This is a genomic window from Nonomuraea ferruginea (genome assembly GCF_039540635.1).
GTDB classification, from domain to species: Bacteria; Actinomycetota; Actinomycetes; order Streptosporangiales; family Streptosporangiaceae; genus Nonomuraea; species Nonomuraea ferruginea.
Window position 1 is genome coordinate 240,441 of the sequence record NZ_BAABFD010000014.1, and the last position, 22,562, is coordinate 263,002.

At 71.3% G+C, this 22,562-nt stretch carries 23 protein-coding genes; 11 read left to right on the forward strand and 12 right to left on the reverse strand.

Features of this window, described 5'->3' with window-relative positions; translation table 11 throughout:
• Positions 1–297: 297 nt before the first annotated feature.
• The 4 genes from ABD999_RS26510 to ABD999_RS26525 all read right to left on the reverse strand — a co-directional run bounded on the left by ABD999_RS26510 (position 298) and on the right by ABD999_RS26525 (position 4,070).
• Positions 298–2,508, reverse strand: coding sequence for a hypothetical protein (locus tag ABD999_RS26510; protein WP_271277775.1), 2,211 nt, complete (start codon positions 2,506–2,508; stop codon positions 298–300).
• Positions 2,505–2,747, reverse strand: coding sequence for a hypothetical protein (locus ABD999_RS26515; RefSeq protein ID WP_148033424.1), 243 nt, complete (start codon positions 2,745–2,747; stop codon positions 2,505–2,507). The genes ABD999_RS26510 and ABD999_RS26515 overlap by 4 nt, the downstream gene beginning before the upstream one ends.
• Before the next feature lie 307 nt (positions 2,748–3,054).
• Complete coding sequence (locus ABD999_RS26520) at positions 3,055–3,255, reverse strand: DUF397 domain-containing protein (RefSeq protein WP_271277774.1); 201 nt, start codon at positions 3,253–3,255, stop codon at positions 3,055–3,057.
• On the reverse strand, positions 3,243–4,070 hold the full coding sequence (locus ABD999_RS26525) for a helix-turn-helix domain-containing protein (RefSeq protein ID WP_271277773.1): 828 nt from the start codon (positions 4,068–4,070) through the stop codon (positions 3,243–3,245). The genes ABD999_RS26520 and ABD999_RS26525 overlap by 13 nt, the downstream gene beginning before the upstream one ends.
• 192 nt (positions 4,071–4,262) lie before the next feature.
• On the opposite strand from ABD999_RS26525, the gene ABD999_RS26530 reads away from it, so the two are divergent.
• The 5 genes from ABD999_RS26530 to ABD999_RS26550 all read left to right on the forward strand — a co-directional run bounded on the left by ABD999_RS26530 (position 4,263) and on the right by ABD999_RS26550 (position 9,943).
• Positions 4,263–4,670, forward strand: a complete 408-nt coding sequence (locus tag ABD999_RS26530) for an ATP-binding protein (RefSeq protein ID WP_271277772.1) — start codon at positions 4,263–4,265, stop codon at positions 4,668–4,670.
• Positions 4,667–5,500 (forward strand): SDR family oxidoreductase, encoded by an 834-nt coding sequence (locus ABD999_RS26535; RefSeq protein WP_271277771.1) that lies wholly within the window; start codon positions 4,667–4,669, stop codon positions 5,498–5,500. The genes ABD999_RS26530 and ABD999_RS26535 overlap by 4 nt, the downstream gene beginning before the upstream one ends.
• A 99-nt stretch (positions 5,501–5,599) precedes the next feature.
• On the forward strand, positions 5,600–6,979 hold the full coding sequence (locus tag ABD999_RS26540) for an MFS transporter (protein ID WP_271277770.1): 1,380 nt from the start codon (positions 5,600–5,602) through the stop codon (positions 6,977–6,979).
• Complete coding sequence (locus tag ABD999_RS26545) at positions 6,976–9,342, forward strand: PEP/pyruvate-binding domain-containing protein (protein ID WP_271277769.1); 2,367 nt, start codon at positions 6,976–6,978, stop codon at positions 9,340–9,342. Before ABD999_RS26540 ends, ABD999_RS26545 begins: the two co-directional genes overlap by 4 nt.
• Before the next feature lies 1 nt (position 9,343).
• On the forward strand, positions 9,344–9,943 hold the full coding sequence (locus ABD999_RS26550; RefSeq protein WP_222709061.1) for a TetR/AcrR family transcriptional regulator: 600 nt from the start codon (positions 9,344–9,346) through the stop codon (positions 9,941–9,943).
• Here ABD999_RS26550 and ABD999_RS26555 read toward each other — a convergent pair.
• Positions 9,940–10,392 carry a MaoC family dehydratase gene (locus ABD999_RS26555; protein WP_222709060.1) on the reverse strand — a complete coding sequence of 151 codons (453 nt, stop codon included), beginning with the start codon at positions 10,390–10,392 and terminating at the stop codon, positions 9,940–9,942. The genes ABD999_RS26550 and ABD999_RS26555 overlap by 4 nt on opposite strands.
• Positions 10,393–10,549: 157 nt before the next feature.
• On the opposite strand from ABD999_RS26555, the gene ABD999_RS26560 reads away from it, so the two are divergent.
• Together ABD999_RS26560 and ABD999_RS26565 are read left to right on the forward strand one after the other, a co-directional pair.
• Positions 10,550–11,602 (forward strand): MBL fold metallo-hydrolase, encoded by a 1,053-nt coding sequence (locus ABD999_RS26560; RefSeq protein WP_271277768.1) that lies wholly within the window; start codon positions 10,550–10,552, stop codon positions 11,600–11,602.
• Positions 11,599–12,051, forward strand: a complete 453-nt coding sequence (locus tag ABD999_RS26565; protein WP_271277767.1) for a MaoC/PaaZ C-terminal domain-containing protein — start codon at positions 11,599–11,601, stop codon at positions 12,049–12,051. Before ABD999_RS26560 ends, ABD999_RS26565 begins: the two co-directional genes overlap by 4 nt.
• A gap of 59 nt (positions 12,052–12,110) precedes the next feature.
• On the opposite strand, the gene ABD999_RS26570 is transcribed toward ABD999_RS26565, so the two are convergent.
• From ABD999_RS26570 to ABD999_RS26590, 5 genes are all read right to left on the reverse strand, one after another.
• Positions 12,111–13,304, reverse strand: a complete 1,194-nt coding sequence (locus tag ABD999_RS26570) for an acyl-CoA dehydrogenase family protein (protein WP_271277766.1) — start codon at positions 13,302–13,304, stop codon at positions 12,111–12,113.
• Positions 13,305–13,322: 18 nt separating this feature from the next.
• A complete protein-coding gene (locus tag ABD999_RS26575; protein ID WP_148033414.1) occupies positions 13,323–14,885 on the reverse strand; it encodes an acyl-CoA carboxylase subunit beta in 1,563 nt (520 codons plus the stop codon).
• A 107-nt stretch (positions 14,886–14,992) separates the two neighbouring features.
• Positions 14,993–15,319, reverse strand: coding sequence for an EthD family reductase (locus ABD999_RS26580; RefSeq protein ID WP_271277765.1), 327 nt, complete (start codon positions 15,317–15,319; stop codon positions 14,993–14,995).
• Positions 15,316–15,927: a TetR/AcrR family transcriptional regulator gene (locus tag ABD999_RS26585; protein WP_148033412.1), complete on the reverse strand. Its 612-nt coding sequence runs from the start codon at positions 15,925–15,927 to the stop codon at positions 15,316–15,318. The genes ABD999_RS26580 and ABD999_RS26585 overlap by 4 nt, the downstream gene beginning before the upstream one ends.
• Positions 15,928–16,006: 79 nt before the next feature.
• Positions 16,007–16,918, reverse strand: coding sequence for an LLM class F420-dependent oxidoreductase (locus ABD999_RS26590; RefSeq protein ID WP_271277764.1), 912 nt, complete (start codon positions 16,916–16,918; stop codon positions 16,007–16,009).
• A 56-nt stretch (positions 16,919–16,974) separates the two neighbouring features.
• Between ABD999_RS26590 and ABD999_RS26595 the strand changes: the two genes are divergently transcribed.
• The gene (locus ABD999_RS26595) at positions 16,975–17,568 is read left to right on the forward strand and encodes a biotin transporter BioY (protein WP_271277763.1); all 594 of its coding nucleotides are present in this window, start codon (positions 16,975–16,977) and stop codon (positions 17,566–17,568) included.
• Positions 17,565–18,047 (forward strand): pyridoxamine 5'-phosphate oxidase family protein, encoded by a 483-nt coding sequence (locus ABD999_RS26600; RefSeq protein WP_345482935.1) that lies wholly within the window; start codon positions 17,565–17,567, stop codon positions 18,045–18,047. The genes ABD999_RS26595 and ABD999_RS26600 overlap by 4 nt, the downstream gene beginning before the upstream one ends.
• Before the next feature lie 206 nt (positions 18,048–18,253).
• On the opposite strand, the gene ABD999_RS26605 is transcribed toward ABD999_RS26600, so the two are convergent.
• Positions 18,254–19,396 carry a CaiB/BaiF CoA transferase family protein gene (locus tag ABD999_RS26605; protein ID WP_271276952.1) on the reverse strand — a complete coding sequence of 381 codons (1,143 nt, stop codon included), beginning with the start codon at positions 19,394–19,396 and terminating at the stop codon, positions 18,254–18,256.
• Entirely contained in the window at positions 19,393–20,271 is an 879-nt protein-coding gene (locus ABD999_RS26610; protein ID WP_271276953.1) for an HpcH/HpaI aldolase/citrate lyase family protein, read from the reverse strand. The genes ABD999_RS26605 and ABD999_RS26610 overlap by 4 nt, the downstream gene beginning before the upstream one ends.
• An 89-nt stretch (positions 20,272–20,360) precedes the next feature.
• Here ABD999_RS26610 and ABD999_RS26615 point away from each other — a divergent pair, with 89 nt between their 5' ends.
• Together ABD999_RS26615 and ABD999_RS26620 are read left to right on the forward strand one after the other, a co-directional pair.
• Complete coding sequence (locus ABD999_RS26615; protein WP_271276954.1) at positions 20,361–20,786, forward strand: cupin domain-containing protein; 426 nt, start codon at positions 20,361–20,363, stop codon at positions 20,784–20,786.
• Positions 20,783–22,558 (forward strand): acetyl/propionyl/methylcrotonyl-CoA carboxylase subunit alpha, encoded by a 1,776-nt coding sequence (locus tag ABD999_RS26620; protein ID WP_271276955.1) that lies wholly within the window; start codon positions 20,783–20,785, stop codon positions 22,556–22,558. Before ABD999_RS26615 ends, ABD999_RS26620 begins: the two co-directional genes overlap by 4 nt.
• Positions 22,559–22,562: the final 4 nt, after the last annotated feature.

Sequence of the window (22,562 nt, forward strand, 5' to 3'; positions counted from 1 at the left end):
GATGTCCGTGGGGCATTCCATGCTCCTGCATCCACCAAACCTCTAGAGCCTGTGGAGCCGCATCAGGAGCCCGGCAGCTACCGTTCCGCTGATTGCCATCAGTTCTTTCGGGGTGAGGTTCGGTGACAGCGCTGACGAGGCGAAATGCGCGCTCCGGGATGAGCATGCAGAGGTATGGAGTGGAATCAACGACAGGCTGGGAAATCGGAGGCGGTTCAGAGGCATTGTCGGCTCTGGGCGTGCATGCCGCAGCAAGCACTGCGAGGGTTGCCAGGGCAGCAGGAAGAAGAACAATCCTCATTGGCCACCTTCGGACTCAGATGGAATCTTGAGGTTGAGATAGTCATTCACATCGCTAGTTGTACGAAAGGTGTCCCGGAAGCCGGTATACAGGCTCTCGATGCCTCCGGCTTTGCGGCTCCATTTCAGGAAGCTGCTATATTCTTGTGAGTTCATTTCAGTGAAAGGTTTGAGTCTCGGCGGAATGCCGACAGTAAATGTAACGTTCTCCAGATCCTGCCCATCGAGCATGCCCTTGCTGAGTGAGGCCGTAGCAAGCATCTGCTCCGCTAGCCTGTCCACCGCTAGTCGGTTTTCCGCTAGTGTCTGATGCGCTTTGTCTAGACTGGGAACTTGCTCGGACGCCTGCTTGGCTACGTGTCGGGCAAGTTCGTCGTATGTAAGTCCAGCGAGCATCTCGTACCCCTTGCTGGCTATCTCGCCGAACGCTCCCGCGGCCAGGGTGCCAACGTGCTTGGCTCCCGGAACTGGGATCAGGCCTATCGCGTCACGCACCATGGACGTCAGTGCTTCGTCTGCCTTGTTGTCATCCAACCCTTGGGCGATCAGCGCCTGTCGACGGATCTCCATGATGAAACCGAAAGAACGTGCCTCCGCCTTGGCGCGGTCTCCAAGGAAGTGCAGGATGTCGTCCCGGTCAACCCGCCCATTCTCATTCATGTCGAAGCGTTTGACCTCGGCCTTCGTGAACCCGAATCGTTCGGCGTTGGAGGCGTTGAGCCCGATCGGAGGCACGGCCGTGGCGAGGGCTGCCCGCATGTGTTCTGTCTGTGCTCTCGCCAATACCTCGAATCCCTTGTCGTCGGACGTCGCCACCACCAGTGCGTGGGCCATGTCCTTGGCCGCGACCCCATAAAAGTCCGCATGGTTCAAGACCAGGTTCGAAATTTCGTCCACGTTGGCAGCGATTGCGCGTGCCAACGGGTAGTTCAGTGGGAGGTATCGATCGAAAGCTTCTCTGTCCCTGATCTTCAGGTTGCCGTAGGCATCCTTCCCGAATGCGTCACGCACCTCGTGGGAAAGGACTCTGATCATCTCGGAGGCCTGTTTCTTGCTGGTCTCGTCCTGCCCAGTCGTCGCCGTGATCAGCATGCCGTTGATCGGCTCGTAGTCGTCCAGGTACTGGGAAGCACCCCACCGGGTAGTAAGCAGATACTCCAGCACCGATTCATCCCACCCCGGCGGAGTGTGATCCAGCAGAGCATGCGATGCCTCCCGGCTGGACTTCGCCGCATGGAACAGGCTCTCCACCATCGACGAGGGTTTCTCGGTGATCGGATCCTTCGCAGATACTCCCCACCTCAACAGAGCCCCGAGGCCGAGCGAGCCGGCGAGGTCGACGATGGGTACCTGCGCACCGCCGAAGGCACGACCCAGCGCATCCTTGCTCGCCGCCCATGCGTCCTCACGCTGCTCGCGCTCGTAGACGATCACATCCCGCCCGACGACCTCCATGAACTCTTTCGAGTACGGCGGCTCCCCGTCGTGCGCACGCCAGATGAGCGCCAGAGCCTGGTAACCCAGGTACTTCCCGCCGTCCGCCCCGTGCTGGGCCCGCCCTTCCTTCACCAGGTCCGCCAGGAAGCCGTCACCCTGGTAGGAGGAGTTCTTCCGGTTGGTCCCCTTGGCCAGGATGGAGCTCAGCGTGGTGAGGACGTTCCGCCCCGAGGTGGAGAGCCGATTCTTGCGATCGGAGTCCCCACGGGTCACGGCGTCGCGCAGCATCGTCGCGAGCGAGCCGGACATTCGCGTCACACCCCGGGCGCCGATCGCGCCGAGGAACGCCTTCACGAACTCCGAATCCCCCGTACGTGACGCGTACTTCTCCAGGTCCGCCAGCGCCTTGTCGTCCCCGTCGGCCACCTTCGAAGCCGCCCGCCCGGCGAGAGTCCCGTCGAGCAGGGCCTTGGCGTCATCCAAACGGTCGGGCATCTCCACGAAGCTTCCGGCGGGAGTGCTCCTGCCCAGAGACACCCTCTGCCGCTGCAACTCGTGGGCGAGGTTCTGCCGCCGTCGCAGGTCGTCGGCCTGCGTGGTGACCCGTCGGGCCAGCTCACGCAGCCGCGCCGCCGGTGCGGTGTCGAGCCCGGCGCCCTGAAGCTCGCGGTGGAGCGCCTGCGCCAGGGCCTCCAGCCGCCCGGCGGCCTCGGTGTGCTTGCCCGCCATCAGGTCGAACTCGGCCCGCTTGACCCCGCTGAACCCGCTCATGGCGTGACCGGGATCGAGGCCAGCTTCTGGTTGGCGCTGCGCACGGCCTGCGCGAGCATCGCCTGCAGTTCCCGCTGGTCGGCGCGTACCTGGGCGTCGAACCGGGTGCCCGCAGGCCCCACCCACGCGTCGCACTCCATCAGACGGCAGGAGTGGGTGAGCGCCCACCAGTGCTCGTCCGACAGCCGCTGGATCCGCTCCGCCGCGGCCCGCATCGCGTCGCGATCGAGGTCAGCCACGATGATCCCCCCGTACGGCTCGCTCCACCAGAACCAGATCAGGAGGCAGCGTCCCCCATGTCGTTCAGACGGTAATCAACAACACATCAGCAGAACAAGCGAAACAACGGTGAAAGTACGAGTGTGCGCGAGATCTGCCAGAGAATGTACGGCTTTGCTAGGTAAAACGGTGGCTGCCGCGTCACGGTGAAGAGACGTCGCGCAGCAAGAATCGACCGAGATCAACATCCTGAAAACAATGAAACCCTGGCCGTGATCGTTGAAAACAACTGAAAAGGCCAGGGTGATCAGGAAATCAGGATCGTGTCTAGTCGAACTCGCCGTCCTTCACGCCACTGATGAATGCGGCCCACTCGCCGGGGGTGAAGATGAGGGCTGGTCCGGTGGGGTTCTTGCTGTCGCGGACCCCCCGGCGCCCGCCGGAGAGTTCGGCGACCTCGACGCAGTCACCTCCATCGGGTCCCGATCGGCTGGACTTGCGCCATGTGGCTCGGTTCAGGTCGTCCATCGCTGCAGCGTCTCCTTTATCACTTTCAGTGACTCACGCTGGGGTAGCGCTTCGGAGCGAATCCCCTCATATCTGTATATTAGGACGCTGACATCATCGGGTCGATCCGTTACGCGGCTCATGACCCCAGCGGATTCGACATACGCCGTGTCGAAGACTCCGCTTGCTTGTGCGATGGAGAACCCGCCGCCAAGCCCGGTCGTGGAGCAAGCATCGAGAGGGAGGATCTGAATGGTGGACCGAGGCGTTCGGCCTGCTTCGAGGAGGCGGGTGAGCTGGGCCGCCATCACGGAGGGGCTGCCGATCGGGCGATGGAGGACCGCCTCGTCGATCACGGCCCACAGCAACGGAGGCTTGGGGCGTCGGAGGATGCTCTGACGTTCCATCCGTGCGATCACCCGCTCCTCGACCTGTTCGGACGCCGTGCCGACATCCCCGCTCAGCACGGCCCTGGCGTAGTCCTCGGTTTGGAGCAGGCCCGGGACGACCAGCGGCGCCCAGGTGCGGATCGCCTCGGCCGTGGCCTCCACATCCAGCCAGGGCCGGAACCAGGGAGGAGCCGACGCGTGGCTGACCATGGGCCAGAGCCGCATCAACGCCCCTTCCGCCTCCAGGGCTTCGTCGCAGCGGCGGGCGAAATCCTCGGTCGGCGACCGTCTGGCCGTCTCGATCATGCTGATCGTCCCGACGGAGTAGGACACCGCCTTCGACAGCCGGATCTGCGACCAGCCTCGGGTTTTGCGGTGTCGCCGCAGCTCGAAACCGAAGAGCGCGGTCGGCGAATCGGCGGGGCACAGCTCACTTTCCTTGGGCACCTGACCTCCCGGGGGGTTGCCGCCGCGTGTCAACAGCCCTTTCATTGAAACGGTTGATGGCGCATCGAAGTCAATTGACTACTGATCGTAGTCGGTATTTGGGATGGTCGGAAGGTCGATCAGGGCCGAGTTCTCCGAATGGATGAGGGAATGAAAACAGCGGGGCCCAGAGTGGTCGGTTCGATTCGGTTGATGTGCCTTCGGGAGTCCGTCTCGTACGCCCGCGCGCACGTCCGCGGCTGGCTGGGAGGTGATCATCCTGCCATCGACGATGTCGTGCTCGCGGTGTCCGAGCTCGTGACGAACGCCCTGCGGCACTCGGACGCACGGCCGGGCGACTTCATCGGCCTCACCGTCACGGACGCGGGAGGGCTGGTCCGCGTGGAGGTGCGTGACCCCGGTTCGGCGTTCTCCGGGCCGTACGTACGTCAGGAGCCCGAGGCGGAGGACGGCCGAGGGCTGCTGATCATCCGCGAGATCTCCCAGGACTGGGGGATCGGTGAGCATGGACGCGGGCTGGGTCGTACGGTCTGGTGCCTCATCCCGGCAGACGCGCGCTCCCGGGTCCGAGGGCCGCGCCGTGACACCCTGATGGCATGAGGATCGCGGTGACCGGGGCGACCGGGCATATCGGTGGCGGGGTGGCGCGGCGGCTGGCCGGGGCCGGGTCGGAGCAGTTGCTGGTCGTACGGGACGCGAGCCGGGCGCCGAGGCTGCCCGGGGCGGAGGTCGCGGAGGCGGAGTTCGGGGACCGCGAGAAGGTGCGCGGGGCGTTGCGGGGCGTCGACGTCGTCCTGATGGTGTCGGCGTCGGAGTCCGCCGACCGGCTGGAGCGGCACTTCGCCTTTGTGGACGCCGCGGCCGAAGCGGGCGTCCGGCACCTCGTGTACACGTCGTTCGCCAACCCGGGACCGGACGCCACCTTCACGCTGGCGCGCGACCACTGGGCCACCGAGGAGCGGATCCGCGCCTCGGGGATGGCGTTCACGTTCCTGCGCGACAATCTGTACGCGGACTTCCTGCCCGACATGGCCGGGGAGGACGGGGTGATCCGCGGGCCGGCGGGGGAGGGCCGGGTGGCGGCGGTGGCCAGGGACGACGTGGCCGATGTGGCGGCGGCCGTGCTGGGCGACCCGGCCGCGCATGAAGGAGGCACGTACGAGCTGACCGGGCCGGAGGCGCTCACGCTGGCCGAGGCGGCGGAGATCCTGACAGAGGTGACCGGGCGTGAGACCGGATACCACGCCGAGACGGTCGAGGAGGCGTACGCGTCGCGCGCCTCGTACGGGGCGCCCCGGTGGCAGGTGGATGCCTGGGTGTCGACGTACACGGCGATCGCCGCCGGTGAGCTGGAGCGGGTGACCGGGGACGTGGCGCGCGTGGCGGGACATCCGGCGACGGGGCTGGGGGAACTTCTCCGCCGAGGCTGACCACCGAGATAGGCGACGGCTGAATAGTGAACGTTGCGTTCCTTAGCAATGACACTTACTCTCCTTAGAGAACGACTCGTTCTCTAAGGAGGTGGCGGGATGGTCGTCGTCCTGACCGGGCTGATGCTCTGCATGCTGCTCGGCGCGCTCGATCAGACGATCATGACGCCCGCGCTGCCGTCCGTGGCCGGCGACCTCGGCGGGCTCGAACAGATGCCCGCCGTGATCACCGCCTACCTGGTGGCCGCGACCGTCGTGATGCCGGTGTACGGCAAGCTCGGCGACCGGTTCGGCCGCAAGCCGCTCATGCAGGTCGCCATCGTGATCTTCGTGGTGGGCGCGGTCCTGTGCGCCACGGCCGCGAGCATGCCGCAGTTCATCGCGTTCCGCGCGGTGCAGGGCGTCGGCGGCGGCGGGCTGATGATCGGCGCGCAGGCCGTCATCGGCGAGGTGGTCAGCCCGCGCGAGCGCGGCCGTTACCTCGGGCTGATCGGGGCCGCCTATGTAGTGGCCGCCGTCGGCGGGCCGCTGATCGGCGGGTTCCTCATCGACAGCGCCGGCTGGCGGTGGATCTTCGCCATCTACCCGCCGCTGGGGCTGCTCGCCTTCGTCGTGCTCACCGCCACGCTCAAGCTGCCCAGGCCGGAGTCGCGCGCGCCCGTCGACATCGCAGGAGCGGTCACGCTCGGTCTGGCCGTCGTCGGCGTGGTCATGCTCGGCCAGACGAGGAACCCGGTGTTCCTCGCCCTGGCCGCGCTCGCCGTGCCGGCCTGGCTGGTCACCGCCCGCTACGCGACCGACCCGATCCTGCCGCTCCGGCTGTTCAGGGACCGGGCGTTCGCGGTCCCGGTGCTGATCAGCCTGCTCATCGGGTTCGCGCTCTTCGGCACCCTCACGTACATCCCCGCCTACCTGCAGATCGCCCACGGCGCCTCGGCGACCGGGGCCGGGCTGCTGGTCACCGCGCTCATGGCCGGTGTGCTGACCACCACCGTCGTCTCCGGCAGGCTCATCACCAGGACCGGCCGCTACAAGCGTTACCCCGTCGCGGGCACCGCGCTCGCCGCGGCCGGGCTGGCCGTGCTGCCGCTCGCCGCCGGCGACGCGGCCGCGCTGGCCGGCGTGCTGGCGCTGATCGGGCTCGGCGTCGGGCTCGTCATGCAGGTGATGGTGCTGGCCGCGCAGAACGCCGTCGCGTACGCCGATCTGGGCACGGCCACCTCGTCGGTGACGTTCCTGCGCCAGATCGGCGCCTCCGCCGGCGTCGCCCTGGTCGGCGCGCTCATCACCTGGCGCTTCGCCGGCGGCATGCCCGGAGCCGGCGCCCCCCTGGACACCGCCGCGCGCGCCGCCTTCGCCGAGGCGGTGCCGCCGGTGTTCGCGGCCATGTCGCCGCTGCTCGGCGTGGCCTTCCTGCTCGCGCTGGCGCTGCCCGCGCGACCTCTCCGCACCACCGCTCACGCACAGGAGACCTCATGACACTCGTCGTTCCCCTGAGCTCGTTCCGCCGCGGCGACCTCGCCCTCGCGGGCGGGAAGGGAGCCAACCTCGGGGAGCTGATCGCCGGCGGCTTCCCCGTCCCCGCCGGATTCGTGGTCACCACCGCCGCCTACGACCTGGTCGCCGCCGGTCACGCCACGCGCGCGTACTTCGAGAAGCTGGAGATCCCGGAGGCCCTGCGCGGGGCGATCCTGACCGCGTACCGGGAGCTCGGCGGCGGGCCGGTGGCGGTGCGCTCCAGCGCCACCGCCGAGGACCTGCCGGGCGCCGCGTTCGCGGGGCAGCAGGACACCTACCTCAACGTCGTCGGCGAGGACGGGCTGATCGACGCGGTCCGGCGCTGCTGGGGCTCGCTCTGGTCCGAGCGCGCCGTCGCCTACCGCGACCGGCTCGGCCTCGACCACGCCGAGGTGCGCATCGCGGTCGTCGTGCAGCGCATGGTGGCGGCTGAGGCGGCGGGCGTGATGTTCACCGCCGACCCCGTCACCGGCGACCGCGGGCGGCTCGTCGTCGACGCCGGCACCGGGCTCGGCGAGGCGGTCGTGTCCGGCCTCGTCACCCCCGACCACTACGTGCTCACGCCGCGGGGCGAGATCGCCGAGTTCGCGCCCGGCCGCCGTGAGGTGGTCGTCCGCGCCCTGGCGGGCGGCGGCGTCAGCCACGAGACCGGCGACGGCGCGCCCGCCGAGCGGCTGCCCGGCGGCGTGGTGCGCGAGCTGGCCGGGCTCGGCACCGCGGTCGCCCGTCACTTCGGCCGCCCCCAGGACATCGAGTGGACGTACGCGGGCGGCGAGGTCAGCCTCGTGCAGGCCCGGCCGATGACCGCGCTGCCGCCGCCCCCGCTCGGCAAGCTCGGCCCGATCCGCCGCAGGCTCGGCACCGTCCTGATGGAGTACTTGCCGGTACGCCCCTATCCGATCGACATGTCCACCTGGGTGCCGTACGGGCCCGCCGGGCTCATGGCGCAGGTGACCCGCAACTTCGGCCTGCGGGGGGCGTTCGACCACTTCATCGAGGAGCAGGACGGCGTCGCCTACCGGCTGGTGCCGCCCCGCCCGCACCCCTCGGCCAAGCTGCTCGTCGCGCCGTTACTGATCTTCGCCAAGGCCCGCCGGTACGATCCCGCCCGGTGGAGCGGCGACCCGCGCTTCCAGCGCTACCTCGACGACGTGCGCGAGCTGACGAAGCTCGACCTGGCCGCGCTGCCCTGGCCGGAGCTGGTCAGGACGCCGCGCAGGGTGCTGGCCGCCGTGCGGCCCGTGGCCGGCCTGCGCACGGACTACCTGCCGCGCAGCGGGCTGTCGCTGCTGCGGCTGCGCGCCGCGCTCAAGCTGCTCGGACGTACGGACCTGTTCGGCGCGTTGATCGCCGGCGCCCGCACCCGCACCAGCGACGCCAACCGGGCCCTGGAGGAGCTCGCCGAGGAGGCCAGGAACACCGGCGCGCTCGCCCGGGACCCGATGCCCGAGGCTTTCCAGGCGGCGCTCCGGGAGTTCCTGGCCGAGTACGGCCACCGGGAAGGCGCCAGCCCGCTCCTGGTCACCCCGCCGACCTGGGCCGACGGACCCGAGACCGTGCTCGACCTGATCAGGGTGCTGGCGGCGGAACCGCCCCGGTCCGAGCCCGGCGACGACGCGATGGACCGGCTGCTCGCCCACCCGCGGCTGCGCGGCGCCCGCAAGCGGGACAAGATGGTCCGCAAGGTGCACGCCGCCCGCGCGGGGATCGCCTTCCGTGAGGACAGCCACTTCTCCTTCACGATGCCGCTGCCCGCGCTGCGCAGGTCCATCGTCGAGATCGGCCGCAGGCTGCGCGACGCGGGCGTGCTCGACGCCCCCGAGGACGTCTTCCACCTCAGGCTGGAGGAGCTGGAGGCGATCGAGGACGTGGCCGCTCTCGGCGACGAGCACGGCCGGCGGCTGCGCGCGAGCGCGACCGCCCGGGCCGCCCGGCGTGAGGAGCTCGCCGGGGTGCGGCTCATCGACCCCCGGGCCGTCTTCCCGGCCCGCGACGCCGGTGACGCGCTCGTGGCGGGCACCCCCGCGAGCGCGGGCACCGCCACCGGGCCGGTCAAGGTGGTGCGCGACCCGTCGGAGTTCGGCAGGCTCGAACCCGGTGACGTGCTGGTCTGCCCCTACACCAACCCGTCGTGGACGCCGCTGTTCCAGCGGGCCGCCGCGGTGGTCGTCGACACCGGCGGCATCACCTCCCACGCCGCGATCGTGGCCAGGGAGTACGGCATCCCCGCGGTCATGGGCACCGGCGAGGGCACCTCCCTGCTGGCCGACGGGCGGCAGGTCACGGTCGACGGCGACTCCGGTGTGGTGGTGGAGGCTCGGTAACATGGCTGAGATGGTCACCGACCACCGCAAGCTGCCCCGGCGCCGGGGCGAGGAGCTCGCCGCCGCCATCTACCGGGCGACGCTCGACGAGCTGGCCGAGAGCGGCTACGCCAAGCTCACCATGGAACGCGTCGCCGAGCGGGCCAGGGCGAGCAAGGCCTCGCTCTACCGCCGCTGGCCCACCCGTGTCGCGCTGGTCATGGACTCGGTCTACCACTCGCTGCCGGCCCTGTCCGACGTCCCCGACACCGGCAGCCTGCGCGACGACCTGCTGACCGTGCTGCGCGGCACGGCCGACATCCTGTCCGGCCCGGCGGGCGAGGCCATGCGCGGGCTGCTCTCCGAGGCGCTGCGCGACGAGGCCAGCGCCCGCACCTTCAAGGAGAACTCGCAGGGCGCGGGCCGCAAGATGATGGCCGAGATCGCCCGCCGCGCCGTCGAGCGCGGCGAGATCTCCGGGGACGCGGTCACGCCGCTCCGCCTCGACACCGGCCAGGCCCTGCTCAGGCAGCACTTCCTCTTCCAGGGGCCGCCCATCCCCGACCGGCTCGTCGTCGACATCGTGGACGAGGTCCTGGTACCGCTGCTGACCCGGAGCTAGGCGGCCGGCCGCCTGTGGAACAGGGCGCTGCGCACCACCCGGCTGACCAGCTCGTCGCGCTGGTTAAGGCCCCGGTGCTCCAGCTTGACGATGCCCTGCGTGGGGCGTGACTTCGACTCCCGGGCGTCCAGGATGGTCGACACCACGCGGATCGTGTCGCCGTGGAAGACCGGGGCCGGCATCTCGACCACCTCGTAGCCGAGGTTGGCCACCGTGGTGCCCAGCGAGATGTCGGTCACGCTGAGCCCGATGACCAGCGAGAGCGTGAACAGGCCGTTCACCACCCGGGTGCCGAACTCCGAGTCCTTGGCGAACTCCTCGTCCAGGTGCAGGGGCTGCGGGTTCATGGTCAGCGTGCTGAACAGGACGTTGTCCGATTCGGTGACGGTTCTCCTGATCTGGTGCTCGATGACCAGTCCGGGGGTGAGTTCCTCGAACCACAGGCCCACTGCGGCCTCCTCTGTCTAGAACTACGAACGAACGATCGCTAGTATAGCGTCACGGTCTGTGTTCCCGCGCGGAAGGGGCCGCTATTGTGAGACGAACGATCGATTGTTCGGAGGTGTTGGCGCTGAAGCACGACTGCACGCCGGTGGGGCGGGTGCCATGAGACGCGCCGAGCGGGTCGACGACCCGGACCGCCACTCCTGGGAGGAGCCCGGCGTCTACCAGGTGGCGCCGGGCGTGCACCGGGTCCCGCTGCCGATCCCGGAGGACGGGCTGCGCGCGGTCAACGTGTACGTGCTGGAAGGCGAGCACGGGCTCACCCTCGTCGACGCCGGCTGGGCCATGCCCGAGTCCCGGGCCGTGCTCGGCGACGCGCTGGAGGCTCTCTCGTACGGCGTGGACGACGTGTCCGAGATCCTGGTGACGCACGTGCACGTCGACCACTACTCGCAGGGCGTGACCCTGCGCGGCGAGAGCGGCTGCGGGCTGCGCCTGGGCGAGCACGAGCGGCCCTCGCTGGAGGCGCTCGGTTCCGGCGACGAGATGGAGGGCGCCACGCAGCTCGCCCAGCTCCGCCGCCACGGCGGCGAGGAGGTCGTGAGCGCGCTGGACGCCATCGGCTACGGCACGGGCTCGGACCCGGCCAAGTGGGAGCCGCCGGACGAGTGGATCACCCACGGCCGCCTGTTCCAGGCCGGCCGCACCGGGCTGCGGGCACTGCACACCCCGGGGCACACCCGCGGCCATGTCGTGTTCGACGACGCCGGGCACGGCATGCTCTTCACCGGCGACCACGTGCTGCCGCAGATCACCCCGTCGATCGGGTACGAGAGCAGGACGGGGGCGCTGCCGCTGCGTGACTTCATGGACTCGCTGGGGGCCGTGCTCGACCTGCCCGACCGGCTCATGCTCCCGGCGCACGGGCCGGTGCGCTCCAGCGCCCACGCGCGGGCGACCGAGCTGCTGGCCCACCACGAGCAGCGCCTGGACGCCTGCGCGGCCCTGCTGGACGGGCGGCCGCGCACCGCGTACGAGGTCGCGGGCGGGCTGGGATGGACCAGGCGCGAGCGCCGGCTGCGCGACCTCGACCCGGTCAACCGGATGCTCGCGGTCTGCGAGACCGCGGCGCATCTCGACGTGCTCGCGGCCGACGGCCGCTGCGGGCGGACAGAACAGGGCGGCGTCGTCCGCTACCTACAGGAGGCATCATGAGCAGCGCGCTCACCGGATATCCCGAGACCGGTCAGAAGATCAGCACCACGGCGATCACCATCACCGAGTCGCACGTGGTCTCCTGGGCCTCGCTCACCGGCGACTGGCTGCCGATCCACACCGATCGGGAGTACGCCGCGCGCAGCCGGTTCGGCGAGCGGATCGCGCACGGGCCGCTCACGCTCGCCATGGCGCTCGGGCTGAGCACGCGGAGCCAGGTCATCGACGGCGATCGGACGACCGCCTGGCTCGGGCTGAACGACCTGCGCGCGCTCGCCCCGGTGCTGATCGGCGACACGATCAGGGCGGTGGTCGAGGTGACGGAGGCGCGTCCCGCCAAGCGCGAGGGACAGTTCGTGGTGACGCTCTCGTACCGCGTCGTCAACCAGCGCGAGGAGGACGTGATGACGTTCACCAGCATCCTGCTGATGTCCGCCGAGGCACCGTGACCCGGCGCTGAGAACGCGTGCGGGCCGGTCCGAGGGGACCGGCCCGCACGCGTTCGCGGTCAGAACGAGCGGGGCAGCTCCAGCAGCCGCTCGCCCAGGTAGTTGCGGACCATGTCGTTGGCCAGCGGCGCGAACACCCACAGCCGCACGTCCCTGAACCAGCGCTGCATCGGGAACTCGCGGCTGAACCCGGCGCCGCCCAGGATCTCCATGCCGTCCTGGGTCACCTTGACCGCCGCCTCCGACGCGGCGATCTTGGCCATGGACGACAGCAGGTCGGCCCGTCCGCCCGCCGCCTCGACGGCCGCCGCGCGGGCCAGCAGCGAGCGCGCCGACTCGATGGCCAGCGCCCCGTCGACCAGCCGATGCTGCACGGCCTGGAAGGAGCCCAGGGTGGAGCCGAACGCGGCCCTGCCTCGCGCGTACTCGACGGCGGCGTCCAGCGCCCCGCTCGCCGCGCCGATCGCGCCCGCGGCGGCGTTGATGCGCTCGCGGTTCAGCGTCGCCACCACCTGGCGGAAGCCGGCGCCGACGGCCCCGACGACCGCGCTCTCGGGCACCGCCACGTCGTCGAAGAACACCTCGCAGGTGTCGAGCCCGTGCACGGCGACGGTGGGCAGCTCGCGGACCTGGAGGCCGGGGGAGCCCGCCGGGACCAGGAACATGGTCACGCCGTCGACGGACGAGCCCTCGGCCGGGGAGGTGCGGGCCAGCACGACGAGGGCGTCGGCGCCGAGGGCGCCGGAGATCCACGTCTTCTGGCCCGACAGCAGCCAGTGGTCGCCCTCGCGGCGGGCGGTGGTGCGCATGACGCGGGCGATGTCGGTGCCGCCCGCGGGCTCCGAGAGCGCGAAGGACACCTTGGCCGCCCCGGTGTGCAGCCGGTCCAGCCACTCCTCCCGCTGCTCGGGGGAGCCGTTGGTGCCGAGGATGTGCGTGATCATGTACTGCACGACCATGTGCACCGCCATGGAGGTGGGGCCGGCGGCCAGCTCCTCGATGACGGCGGTCTGGTCGCGGATGTCGCCGATCCCGCCGTGGTCGGGGTGCCCGCCGACCGCGTGCACGCCGAGCCGGCGCAGCGCCTCGTGCAGCTTGTCGTCGAACCGTTCCTGCTCGTCCAGGCGGAGCACCTCGGCGGCCGGGCTGGTCGCGGCGATGAGCCTGCGCAGCTCGGCCCGCAGTTCGGCGCGCTCAGGGGTGTCGCTGATGGGGTCCGCCTGCCTGCCGGCGGCGTCGGTGAGAGGTCTCATGCGGTTGCTCCGGGTGGCTCAGACGGGGTAGACGCCGTTGCGGCGGGCGGGCGGCGTCTTGCGCTTGCGCCGGTAGACGTCGAACCGGTGGATCAGCTCGCGCCGCAGGTCCTCGTAGCTGACGACGGCCTCCACGGCGTTCTCGTTGGCGATCTGGAAGACGTCGATCTGCTCTTCGTACTCCGAGCGCAGCTCGGTGACGAGCTTCTGCCGCTCCTTCTCGTCCTCGATCGCCATCACCCGGTTGAAGTGGATGCCGGCGATCGCTGCCTCGGGTCCGAGCAGGGCGGGCTTGGCGGTGGGCAGCGCGAGCACCGCGTCGGGGTTCATCGGGCTGCCCGACATGCCCAGGTAGCCGCCTCCGTACGCCTTCCGTACGATGACCGCGACCCGCGGCACCCGGCTCTCGGCGACGGCGAACAGCATCTTCGCGCCGTGCCGGATGATGCCCTCCTTCTCGGCCACCGTGCCGAGCATGTATCCGGGCACGTCGATGAGGAAGAGCAGCGGCACGTTGTACGCGTTGCACATCCAGACGAACCGGGCCGCCTTGTCGGAGGAGTCGCTGAACAGCACGCCCGCCTTGACCGCCGACTGGTTGGCCACGATGCCGACGGGCGCCCCGTCCAGGCGGGCGAACCCGGTCACCAGCTCGGGCGCGAACAGCTCCTTGTGCTCGAAGAAGGAGTCGCAGTCGACGACGGCGTCGATCAGCTCGCGCACGTCGTACGGGACGGCCTGGTTCTCCGGGACGATGGAGCGCAGCGACTCGGTCGGCCGGGGCTCGCGGCCCGCGGCCCTGGGCGGCTCGGCCTCCCAGCTGGAGGGCAGGTAGGACAGGTAGAGGCGGATGGCCGCGATGGCCTCCTCCTCGGTCTCGGCGAGCAGGTCGCTCAGCCCGGAGACGCGGCTGTGCAGGTCGGCGCCGCCCATCTCCTCCAGGGTCACCGATTCGCCGGTGACCATCTCGGCGACGCGGGGCGAGCCGATGTAGGCGGTGGCGGTGCCGCGCACCATGATGATCACGTCGCACAGGGCGGGCACGTAGGCGGATCCCGCGGGGGAGGGGCCGAACAGCGCGCAGATCTGCGGCACCCGGCCGGAGATCTGCACCTGGTTGTAGAAGATGTTGCCCCAGGCGTGGCGGCCGGCGTAGCTCTCGAACTGCTCGTCGATGCGGGCTCCCGCCGCGTCGACGAGGTAGACCAGGGGCAGCCCGAGCTCGTCGGCCAGGAGCTGCATCCGGGTGATCTTCTCGAAGGTGCGCTTGCCCCAGGTGCCGGCCTTGACCGTGTAGTCGTTGGCGATGACGCACACCCGGCGGCCGTCGACGCTGCCGATGCAGGTCACCACGCCGTCGCCGGGCAGCCCGTCGGCGTGCCGGGCCAGCAGGCCGTCCTCGAAGTCCTCGATGTCGTCGAGGAGGAGCCGGAGCCGGTCGCGGACGAGCAGCTTGCCGGCGGCCTCGTGCTTGTGGCGGTTCTTCTCGCTGCCGCCGAGCCGGGCTGCCCGCAGGCGGGCCTGGAGCTCCTCGTGGATGTCCGCCTGCGGCGGGGGATCGAGGGGAACGGTGGAAGTCATAGGTGTTCGTCCCATCAGACGCGATGCGGGCTGTGGCAGGTGCGGGATCCGAGTCCGCGCACGTCAGGAAGCTGCTCGACCCAGGATTACCTACGAACGATCGTTCGTCAAGCGGCCGGTGACGGCGGGAGCACCTCGGTCTCCGAGGCCAGGAACCACTCCAGCGCCTCGATGAAGTGCTCCTCGTGCGCGCGCAGCGGCCCGGCCTCCGGGCTGTCGAAGGCGGCCTTCACCGCGCGCACGTCGTCGAACCAGAGCTCGGCGGAGCCGTCCCAGGGCCACTGCTTGCGGTGCTCGACCGCCGGGTTCTGCCGGTAGCCGCGCAGGCCGGGCAGGGCCAGCACGAGCGCCGGATGCTCCTCCTGCCAGAAGCGCAGGAACTCCTCCCGGCTCAGGCCGGGCTTGCGGCGGATGACGGCGACGACTTTGATCATTTCTTCCTCTCCAGCGCCGCGGTGGGCGCGTAGGCGGCCAGCAGCCCGCTGATGACCTCGTCCAGGGGCAGACGCCCGTTCTCGCGGTACCACGAGGCGACGTGCACGCAGATGGCGACCCCGGCGTAGGTGGCCATCTTGACGTCGGGAACCGAGACGGTGCCCCCGGCGGCGCACTCGCGCAGGATCGACTCCAGCAGGCGCTCGTAGCGGTCGCGCAGCTCGACCACCCTGGCCCGGTTGTCCTCCGACAGCGAGCGCAGCTCGGTGTTGCCGACCAGCGCCTCCAGGCGGTGCTCGGCATGGAACCTGATGCCCTCGCTCATGAAGGCCAGCAGCCGCTCCTCGGGGGTCGCGGCGGCCTCGACCCGGCGCTCGGTGATGCTGAGCAACTGCTCCATGACCTCGGTCATGATGGTCGCGAGGAGCTGCTCCTTGCTCTTGATGTGGTTGTAGAGGCTGGCGACCTGGAGCCCCACCGCGTCGGCGAGCTGCCGCTGCGAGGTGGCCTCGAAGCCCTGCCGATGGAAGAGCTCCACGGCCGCGCTGCGGATGGCCACCGCGGTGGGGACGGTGCCGTCACGTGATCCTCGGGTGGTCTCGGCCATGGTTGTCGTTCCTCTCCCTCAGGGGCGGATGCCTGTCATCGATCATGTGGCCGACAAGGACCATACTGCGGCCGGTGGCCTAGAACGCATCGCTCAGCTCGCGCAGCCGGTGCAGGATTTCGTCGGACCGGCTCGCGGAGCGCCAGCCCAGGTCGAAGGTGAGTCGGGTGGCGCCGGACTTGACGAGGTCGCGCAGGTACTCCTCGAAGGCCGGGGTGAAGACGTCGCCCGCGCGGGCGGCGACCCGCAGCGTGACGTCGAGCCCGTGCGGGTCCTTGCCCGCCGCGGCCGCCTCGGCGCGCAGGGTGGCGACCACCTCGCGCAGATGCCCCGGCTCCATCCGGCCGCCCGCGATCGTGCCGAACCAGCCGTCGCCGCGTGAGGCGGCCCGGCGCAGCGCGGCCGGCGACTCGCCGCCGACGAGGATCGGCACCCGTTCCTGGACCGGCGTCGGGTGGGTGCGCACGCCCGGCGGCACGGTGAACGGCCCGTACTCCCCGGGCGGGGGCGCGCCCGTCCACGTGGCGCGCATGAGATCGATGGTCGCGTCCATCCGCTTGCCGCGAGCGGCGAACGGGACGCCGAGCGCGTCGAACTCCTCGGTCAGCCAGCCCGCCCCGGCGCCCAGGCTGACCCGGCCGCCGCTGAGCCGGTCGAGAGTGGCCAGCTGCTTGGCCAGCAGGATCGGATGGCGGTGGGGGATCACCGCCACGGCCACGCCGAGCCTGGTCGTGGTCGTGGCCGCGGCGAGGAAGGAGAGCGCCACCACCCAGTCGTACCAGTCGGAGTCGGCCTGGAGGTAGAACTCGCCCGACTCGCTGAACGGGTAGCGCGAGCGGGGCTCCTCGATCAGGACGGTGTGGTCGCTGACCCACAGGCTCTCGAATCCCCGCCGGTCGACCAGGGCGGCCATGCCGCGCAGGCCGAGGCCGTCGGTGTCGTGCTCGCCGGGCGGCAGATGGATGCCGAAGCTGCAGGTGGTGCGGGTCACAGCGGGGTCCTCTCGGTCATCAGCTACACTAACGAACGATCGTTAGGAGTCTACACATGTCTTCAGTGCCCTTCGCCCTCTCACCTCGCCGGCCCGTGCTCGGCGACCTGGTGACCTCCTCCAGGACCGGGGCCGTCGTGCTGACCGTCTCCGGCGCCGCCCTCATCGGGCTGCTCGCCCAGGTGGCCGTGCCCCTGCCCGGCACGCCCGTCCCGCTGACCGGGCAGACGCTGGGCGTCCTGCTCGTGGCCGCCGCGCTCGGCCTGCGGCGCGGTGTCGCCGCGACCGCCCTGTACGGGGCCGCGGGGATCGCGGGCGTGCCCTGGTTCACCGGGGCCGCGTCCGGCTGGTCCGGCATGAGCTTCGGATACGTCCTCGGATTCGTGGTCGCGGCGGTGGTCGCCGGAGCGCTCGCCGAGCGCGGCTGGGACCGCGCGCCGGGCCGGGCCATGGCCGCGATGGCGCTGGCGAACGCCGTCATCCTCCTCTGCGGCAGCGCCTGGCTGGCCGCCCTGCTCCGGCTGGACCTCTGGCAGGCGATCCAGATGGGCGTGCTCCCCTTCCTCGCGGGCGACGCCGTCAAGATCGCGCTGGCGGCCGCGCTGCTCCCCGCGGCGTGGCGGCTGTCCGGATCGAGGGCCCGCCGGTGAGTGCGGACTCCCAGCCGCGGGCCGCGCTCCGGCACGGCTCGCGGCTCGCCATGACGGCCGCGGAGGTGGACGCCTTCCTCGCCGGCGAGCGGGTCTGCCGGGTGGCCACCGCAGGGCCTGACGGGCATCCGCACGTGAGCCCGCTCTGGTTCGCCTGGGACGGCGCGGCGCTCTGGTTGTGCTCGCTGGTGAGCAGCCGCCGGTTCACCGACCTGACGGCGCGGCCCCGGGTGGCCGTCGTGGTGGACGCCGGGGACGCGTACGGAGAGCTGCGCGGGGTGGAGATCCGGGGGACCGCCCGCGTCGTGGGCCCGGTGCCGTGGGACGGCGTCGTGACGCCGGACCTCGCCGAGGCGGAGCGGCTGTTCACGGAGAAGTACCCCGAGCAGCGGCACGTGCGGAGGAAGGGCCGTCACGCCTGGATACGCGTCGAGCCGGAGCACACGAGCACCTGGGACTTCCGCAAGGGCGCCCGCTGACGCGGCGCCGGAGGACAACGGGAGACAGCGGGCCGGCGTGCACGAGCACGCCGGCCCGGAACCGGGCGTCCGCCGGCACGGCGACCGCGCGACCCGGGGCTCGGGGCCGGAACCGGACGTCCGTCGGTACGGCGGCCGCACGGCCCGAGGCCCGGGCACGGAACCGGGTGCCTGCCGGTGCGGTGGCGGCGCTGTCCGGGTTTCGGTCACCAGGACGCCGGGCCGACCGCGCCGCTTGCCAGGAGGCGGTCGATCTCCGTGGGGGAGAGGTCGTGCTCGGCGAGGAGGGCGCGCACGTCGGACCGCGCCGGCTCGGCGTGCGGGGCCGAGGTCGCCGGGGTGCCGCTGAAGCGCGGCGCCGGCGCGGCGTGGCCGTCCACGTAGGTGCCGCGCGCCGCCAGGTGCTCGTGGCGGGTGGCCTCCTGCGCGGACAGGACGGGGGTGACGCAGGCGTCGCGCCCGCCGAACACCGCTTCCCAGTGCGCCCGCGGGTGCTCGCCGAACGCCGCCGAGAGCGCCTCGGCGATGGCCGGCCAGCGGGATCGCTCCAGCCGGCCGTCCACCAGGTCGGCGCGCCCGGCCAGCCCGAGCCCGTCCAGCAGGTCCAGGTAGAACGGCTCCTCCAGCGCGCCCACCGCGACGTGCCCGCCGTCGGCGCACCGGTAGACCCGGTAGAAGGGCGCGCCCCCGTCGAGCAGGTTGGCGCCGCGCTCCCCGGTCCACCGCCCGGCGGCCGTGAGCCCGTACACGATGCTCATGAGCGCGGCCACGCCGTCGACGATCGCCGCGTCGACCACCTGGCCGCGGCCGGTGGCGCGGGCGGACAGCAGCGCCGAGGTGACGCCCAGCGCGAGATAGAGCGCGCCCCCCGCGTAGTCGCCGACGAGGTTGATCGGCGGCACCGGGGGCCCGCCGGCGGTGCCGATCCCGTGCAGCGCCCCGGTGAGAGCGATGTAGTTGATGTCGTGCCCGGCCGTCTGAGCCAGCGGCCCGTCCTGGCCCCAGCCGGTCATCCGTCCGTACACCAGCCGGGGGTTGACCGCGAGGCAGTCGGCGGGGCCGAGGCCGAGGCGTTCGAGCACGCCGGGCCGGAAGCCTTCGAGGACCGCGTCGGCGCGGCCCGCCAGCCGCTTGGCCACGGCCACGCCGTCGGGCGACTTGAGGTCCACCGCGAGGAACCGCCGGCCCCTGTCGATGACCGGGTTGTGCGGGTTGGTGGGGGCGGCGGGGCCGGGGCGGCGCAGGGTGACGACCTCCGCGCCGAGGTCGGCCAGCGTCATCGCGCAGAAGGGCACCGGCCCCTGCCCGCCCAGCTCGACGACCCGCACGCCGTGCAGCGGGCCGCTCATGCGCCCGCGAGTTCCAGCAGCTCGCGGGCGGTCCGCACGTGGGCGATGTCGATGTGCTCGCCCTCGAAGTCGACCGCCGCGCGCCCGTCGGCCTCGGCCGCCTCGAAGGCGGCCACCATCCGGCGGTAGCGGTCCAGCTCCGCCTCGGTCGGCCCGTACGTGGCATTGATCGTCGCGACGTGCGACGGGTGCAGCAGCACCTGCCCGCGGAAGCCGAGCCGCCGGTTCTGCGCGGTGAACGTGGCGAGCCCGTCGAGGTCGTGCACGTCCTGCCAGATCCCGCAGATCGGGTGGGAGATGCCGGCGGCGCGGCAGGCCACCAGGGCGCGGCTGCGCAGGTAAAGCGTCTCCAGGCCCTCCAGCGTCCACTCGAAGCCGATCTCCCGTGCGATGTCGGCGCCCTTGGCCGCGGCGACCAGCAGGGACGCGACGCGCGGAGTGGCCGCGGCCAGCTGCTCGCAGTTGCCCACCGACTGGGCGGTCTCCAGCGTGGGCACCAGCTCGACGGAGCCAGGCTCCAGCCCTCGCTCGGACTCGAAGTGGCCGACCAGCGCGTCGAAGCGGATCACGTCCTCGGCCGTGCGGATCATGGGCAGCAGCAGCGCGTCGACCCCGGCCCGCACCACGGCGGCCAGGTCCTTGCCCACGTGCGGCGTGCCGAGCCCGTTGGGGCGCACGACCACGCCCACCTCGGGGTGCTCGGCGCGCAGCCGGTCGACCGACTCCGCCACGGTCACCCGGGCCTCGGCCTTGCTCTGCTCGGGGACGGCGTCCTCCAGGTCGAGGATGACCGCGTCGGCGCCGGCGCGGACCGCCTTGTCCGCCCAGTCGCCGCGATGGCCTGGCACGAACAGCAGGGACTTGTAGGGCTTCATCGCGGCTCCGTCCGGGGGTGTCTTGACATGGGAGTTCGCATGAGCCAAGAATACGAACGATCGCTCGTTTGTCAAAGGAGGACATGCCCGTGGATCGGCTTCGCTTCGATCTCAGCCCGACCCGCATCCTCGCCGCCGAGATCACCGCGGACACCGGCCAGAGCGCCGGCGCCATCCGGGTGGCGGGTGTCCACCGCGGGGTGGGGGCTTCGGCGATATGGCTGGGCAAGGTCAGCAACGAGCCCGCCTACCGGTCCGTGCCGCACCACCACGCCGAGGCCGAGACCGCGGGCTACGTGTTCAAGGGCAGGGCCCGGATCTACTTCGGCGAGGGGTACCGCGACTACTACGACCTGGAGGAAGGCGATTTCGTGCACGTGCCGCCGTGGATGCCGCACATCGAGTGCAACCGCAGCGCCGACGCCGAACTCGTCTGGATGACCGCACGCACTCCCGACAACCTCGTCGTCAACCTCGACGACGTCGACCTTCCCCCTTCGGAGTACACGACGTGAGTTCCCCCTCCCACTTCCGCAAGGTGCTCGTCGCCAACCGGGGTGAGATCGCCGTCCGGGTCGTCCGCGCCTGCCGTGACCTCGGCATCGCCTCGGTCGCGGTGCACTCGGACGCGGACGCGGGCGCGCTGCACGTCCGCCTCGCCGACGAGGCGTACGCGCTGCCCGGCACCTCGCCGGCCGACACGTACCTGAACGTGGAAATGATCATGAAGGCGCTGGCCGAGAGCCAGGCGGACGCCGTGCACCCCGGCTACGGCTTCCTGTCGGAGAGCACGGCGCTCGCCGAGGCGGTCACCAGGGCCGGTAAGACGTTCATCGGCCCGCCCGCCGACGCCATCGCCGTCATGGGCAGCAAGGTCACGGCGCGGCAGGCGGCCGAGCGGGCCGGGGTGCCGCTGGTGCCCGGCAGCGACGGCCCGGTCACCTCGGGAGCCGAGGTGCGGGCCTTCGGCGAGCGCCACGGCTACCCGATCACGGTCAAGGCCTCCTACGGCGGCGGCGGGCGCGGGATGCGCATCGTGCGCGACGGCGCGGAGGCGGACGACGCGGTCGCGGCGGCCCAGCGCGAGGCCCAGGCCTACTTCGGGCAGCCGGAGGTCTACCTGGAGCGGTACCTGGAGCGCCCCCGCCACGTCGAGGTGCAGATCGTCGCCGACACCCACGGCGCCGTGGTCTCCCTCGGCAACCGCGACTGCACCGTGCAGCGCCGGCACCAGAAGCTGATCGAGGAGGCGCCCTGCACGGTGATCTCCGACGGCACCCGGCAGGCGATGGACGAGGCCGCCGTGGCGCTGGCCGCGTCCGTCGGCTACGTGGGCGCGGGCACGGTCGAGTTCCTGGTCGAGGACGACGCGTTCTACTTCCTGGAGATGAACACCAGGCTCCAGGTGGAGCACCCGGTCACCGAGCTGGTCACCGGCGTCGACCTGGTCGCCGAGCAGCTGCGGGTGGCTGCGGGGCTGCCGCTTTCGGTCCGCCAGGAGGACGTGACCGTGCGCGGTCACGCGCTGGAGATGCGGATCAACGCCGAGGACCCGGCCGGCGGGCTGTTCCGGCCGACGCCCGGCACGCTCACCGAGGTGCGCCCGCCGCTCGGCTTCGGCGTCAGGTTCGACAGCGGGTACGAGGCCGGCGACACGGTCAGCGAGTACTACGACGGGCTGCTCGGCAAGCTGATCGTGCACGCGCAGGACAGGCCCGCCGCCATCGCCAGGGCACAGCGGGTGCTGGAGGAGCTGCGCGTTTCCGGCGTGGCCACGACCAAGCCCGCCCACCAGGCCGTCCTGCGGCATCCGGTGTTCACCGGGGACCGCCACCACACCACCTGGCTGGAGACCGACGCCGAGCTGAAGCCGGCCCTGGCCCCGGAGACCTCGCCCGCCGAGGCCGCGCCTCGGCCGGCGGGGGACGACCGGTCCGTCGTCGTGGTCGCCGGGCGCGAGTACTGGGTTCCCTACGTCGCCGAGCAGGCGTCGGCGGCCGCCGCCCCGCCGCAGGCCGCGCCCCCGCCGTCCGGGTCGGGTCCGCGCCGCGCCGCCGGGATGTCGGGTTCCTCGGACGGTGTCGTCCGCGCTCCCATGCAGGGCACGATCGCCGCGGTGTCGGCCCAGGTCGGCTCGGAGGTGGCCGCGGAGGACGTGGTATGTGTCCTGGAAGCTATGAAGATGGAGAACCCGGTCACCGCGGGCAAGGCGGGCCGGGTCACCGAGGTCCGCGTGACGGTGGGAGCCGGCGTCTCGCCCGGCGACACGCTCGTGGTCATCGAGTGATCGA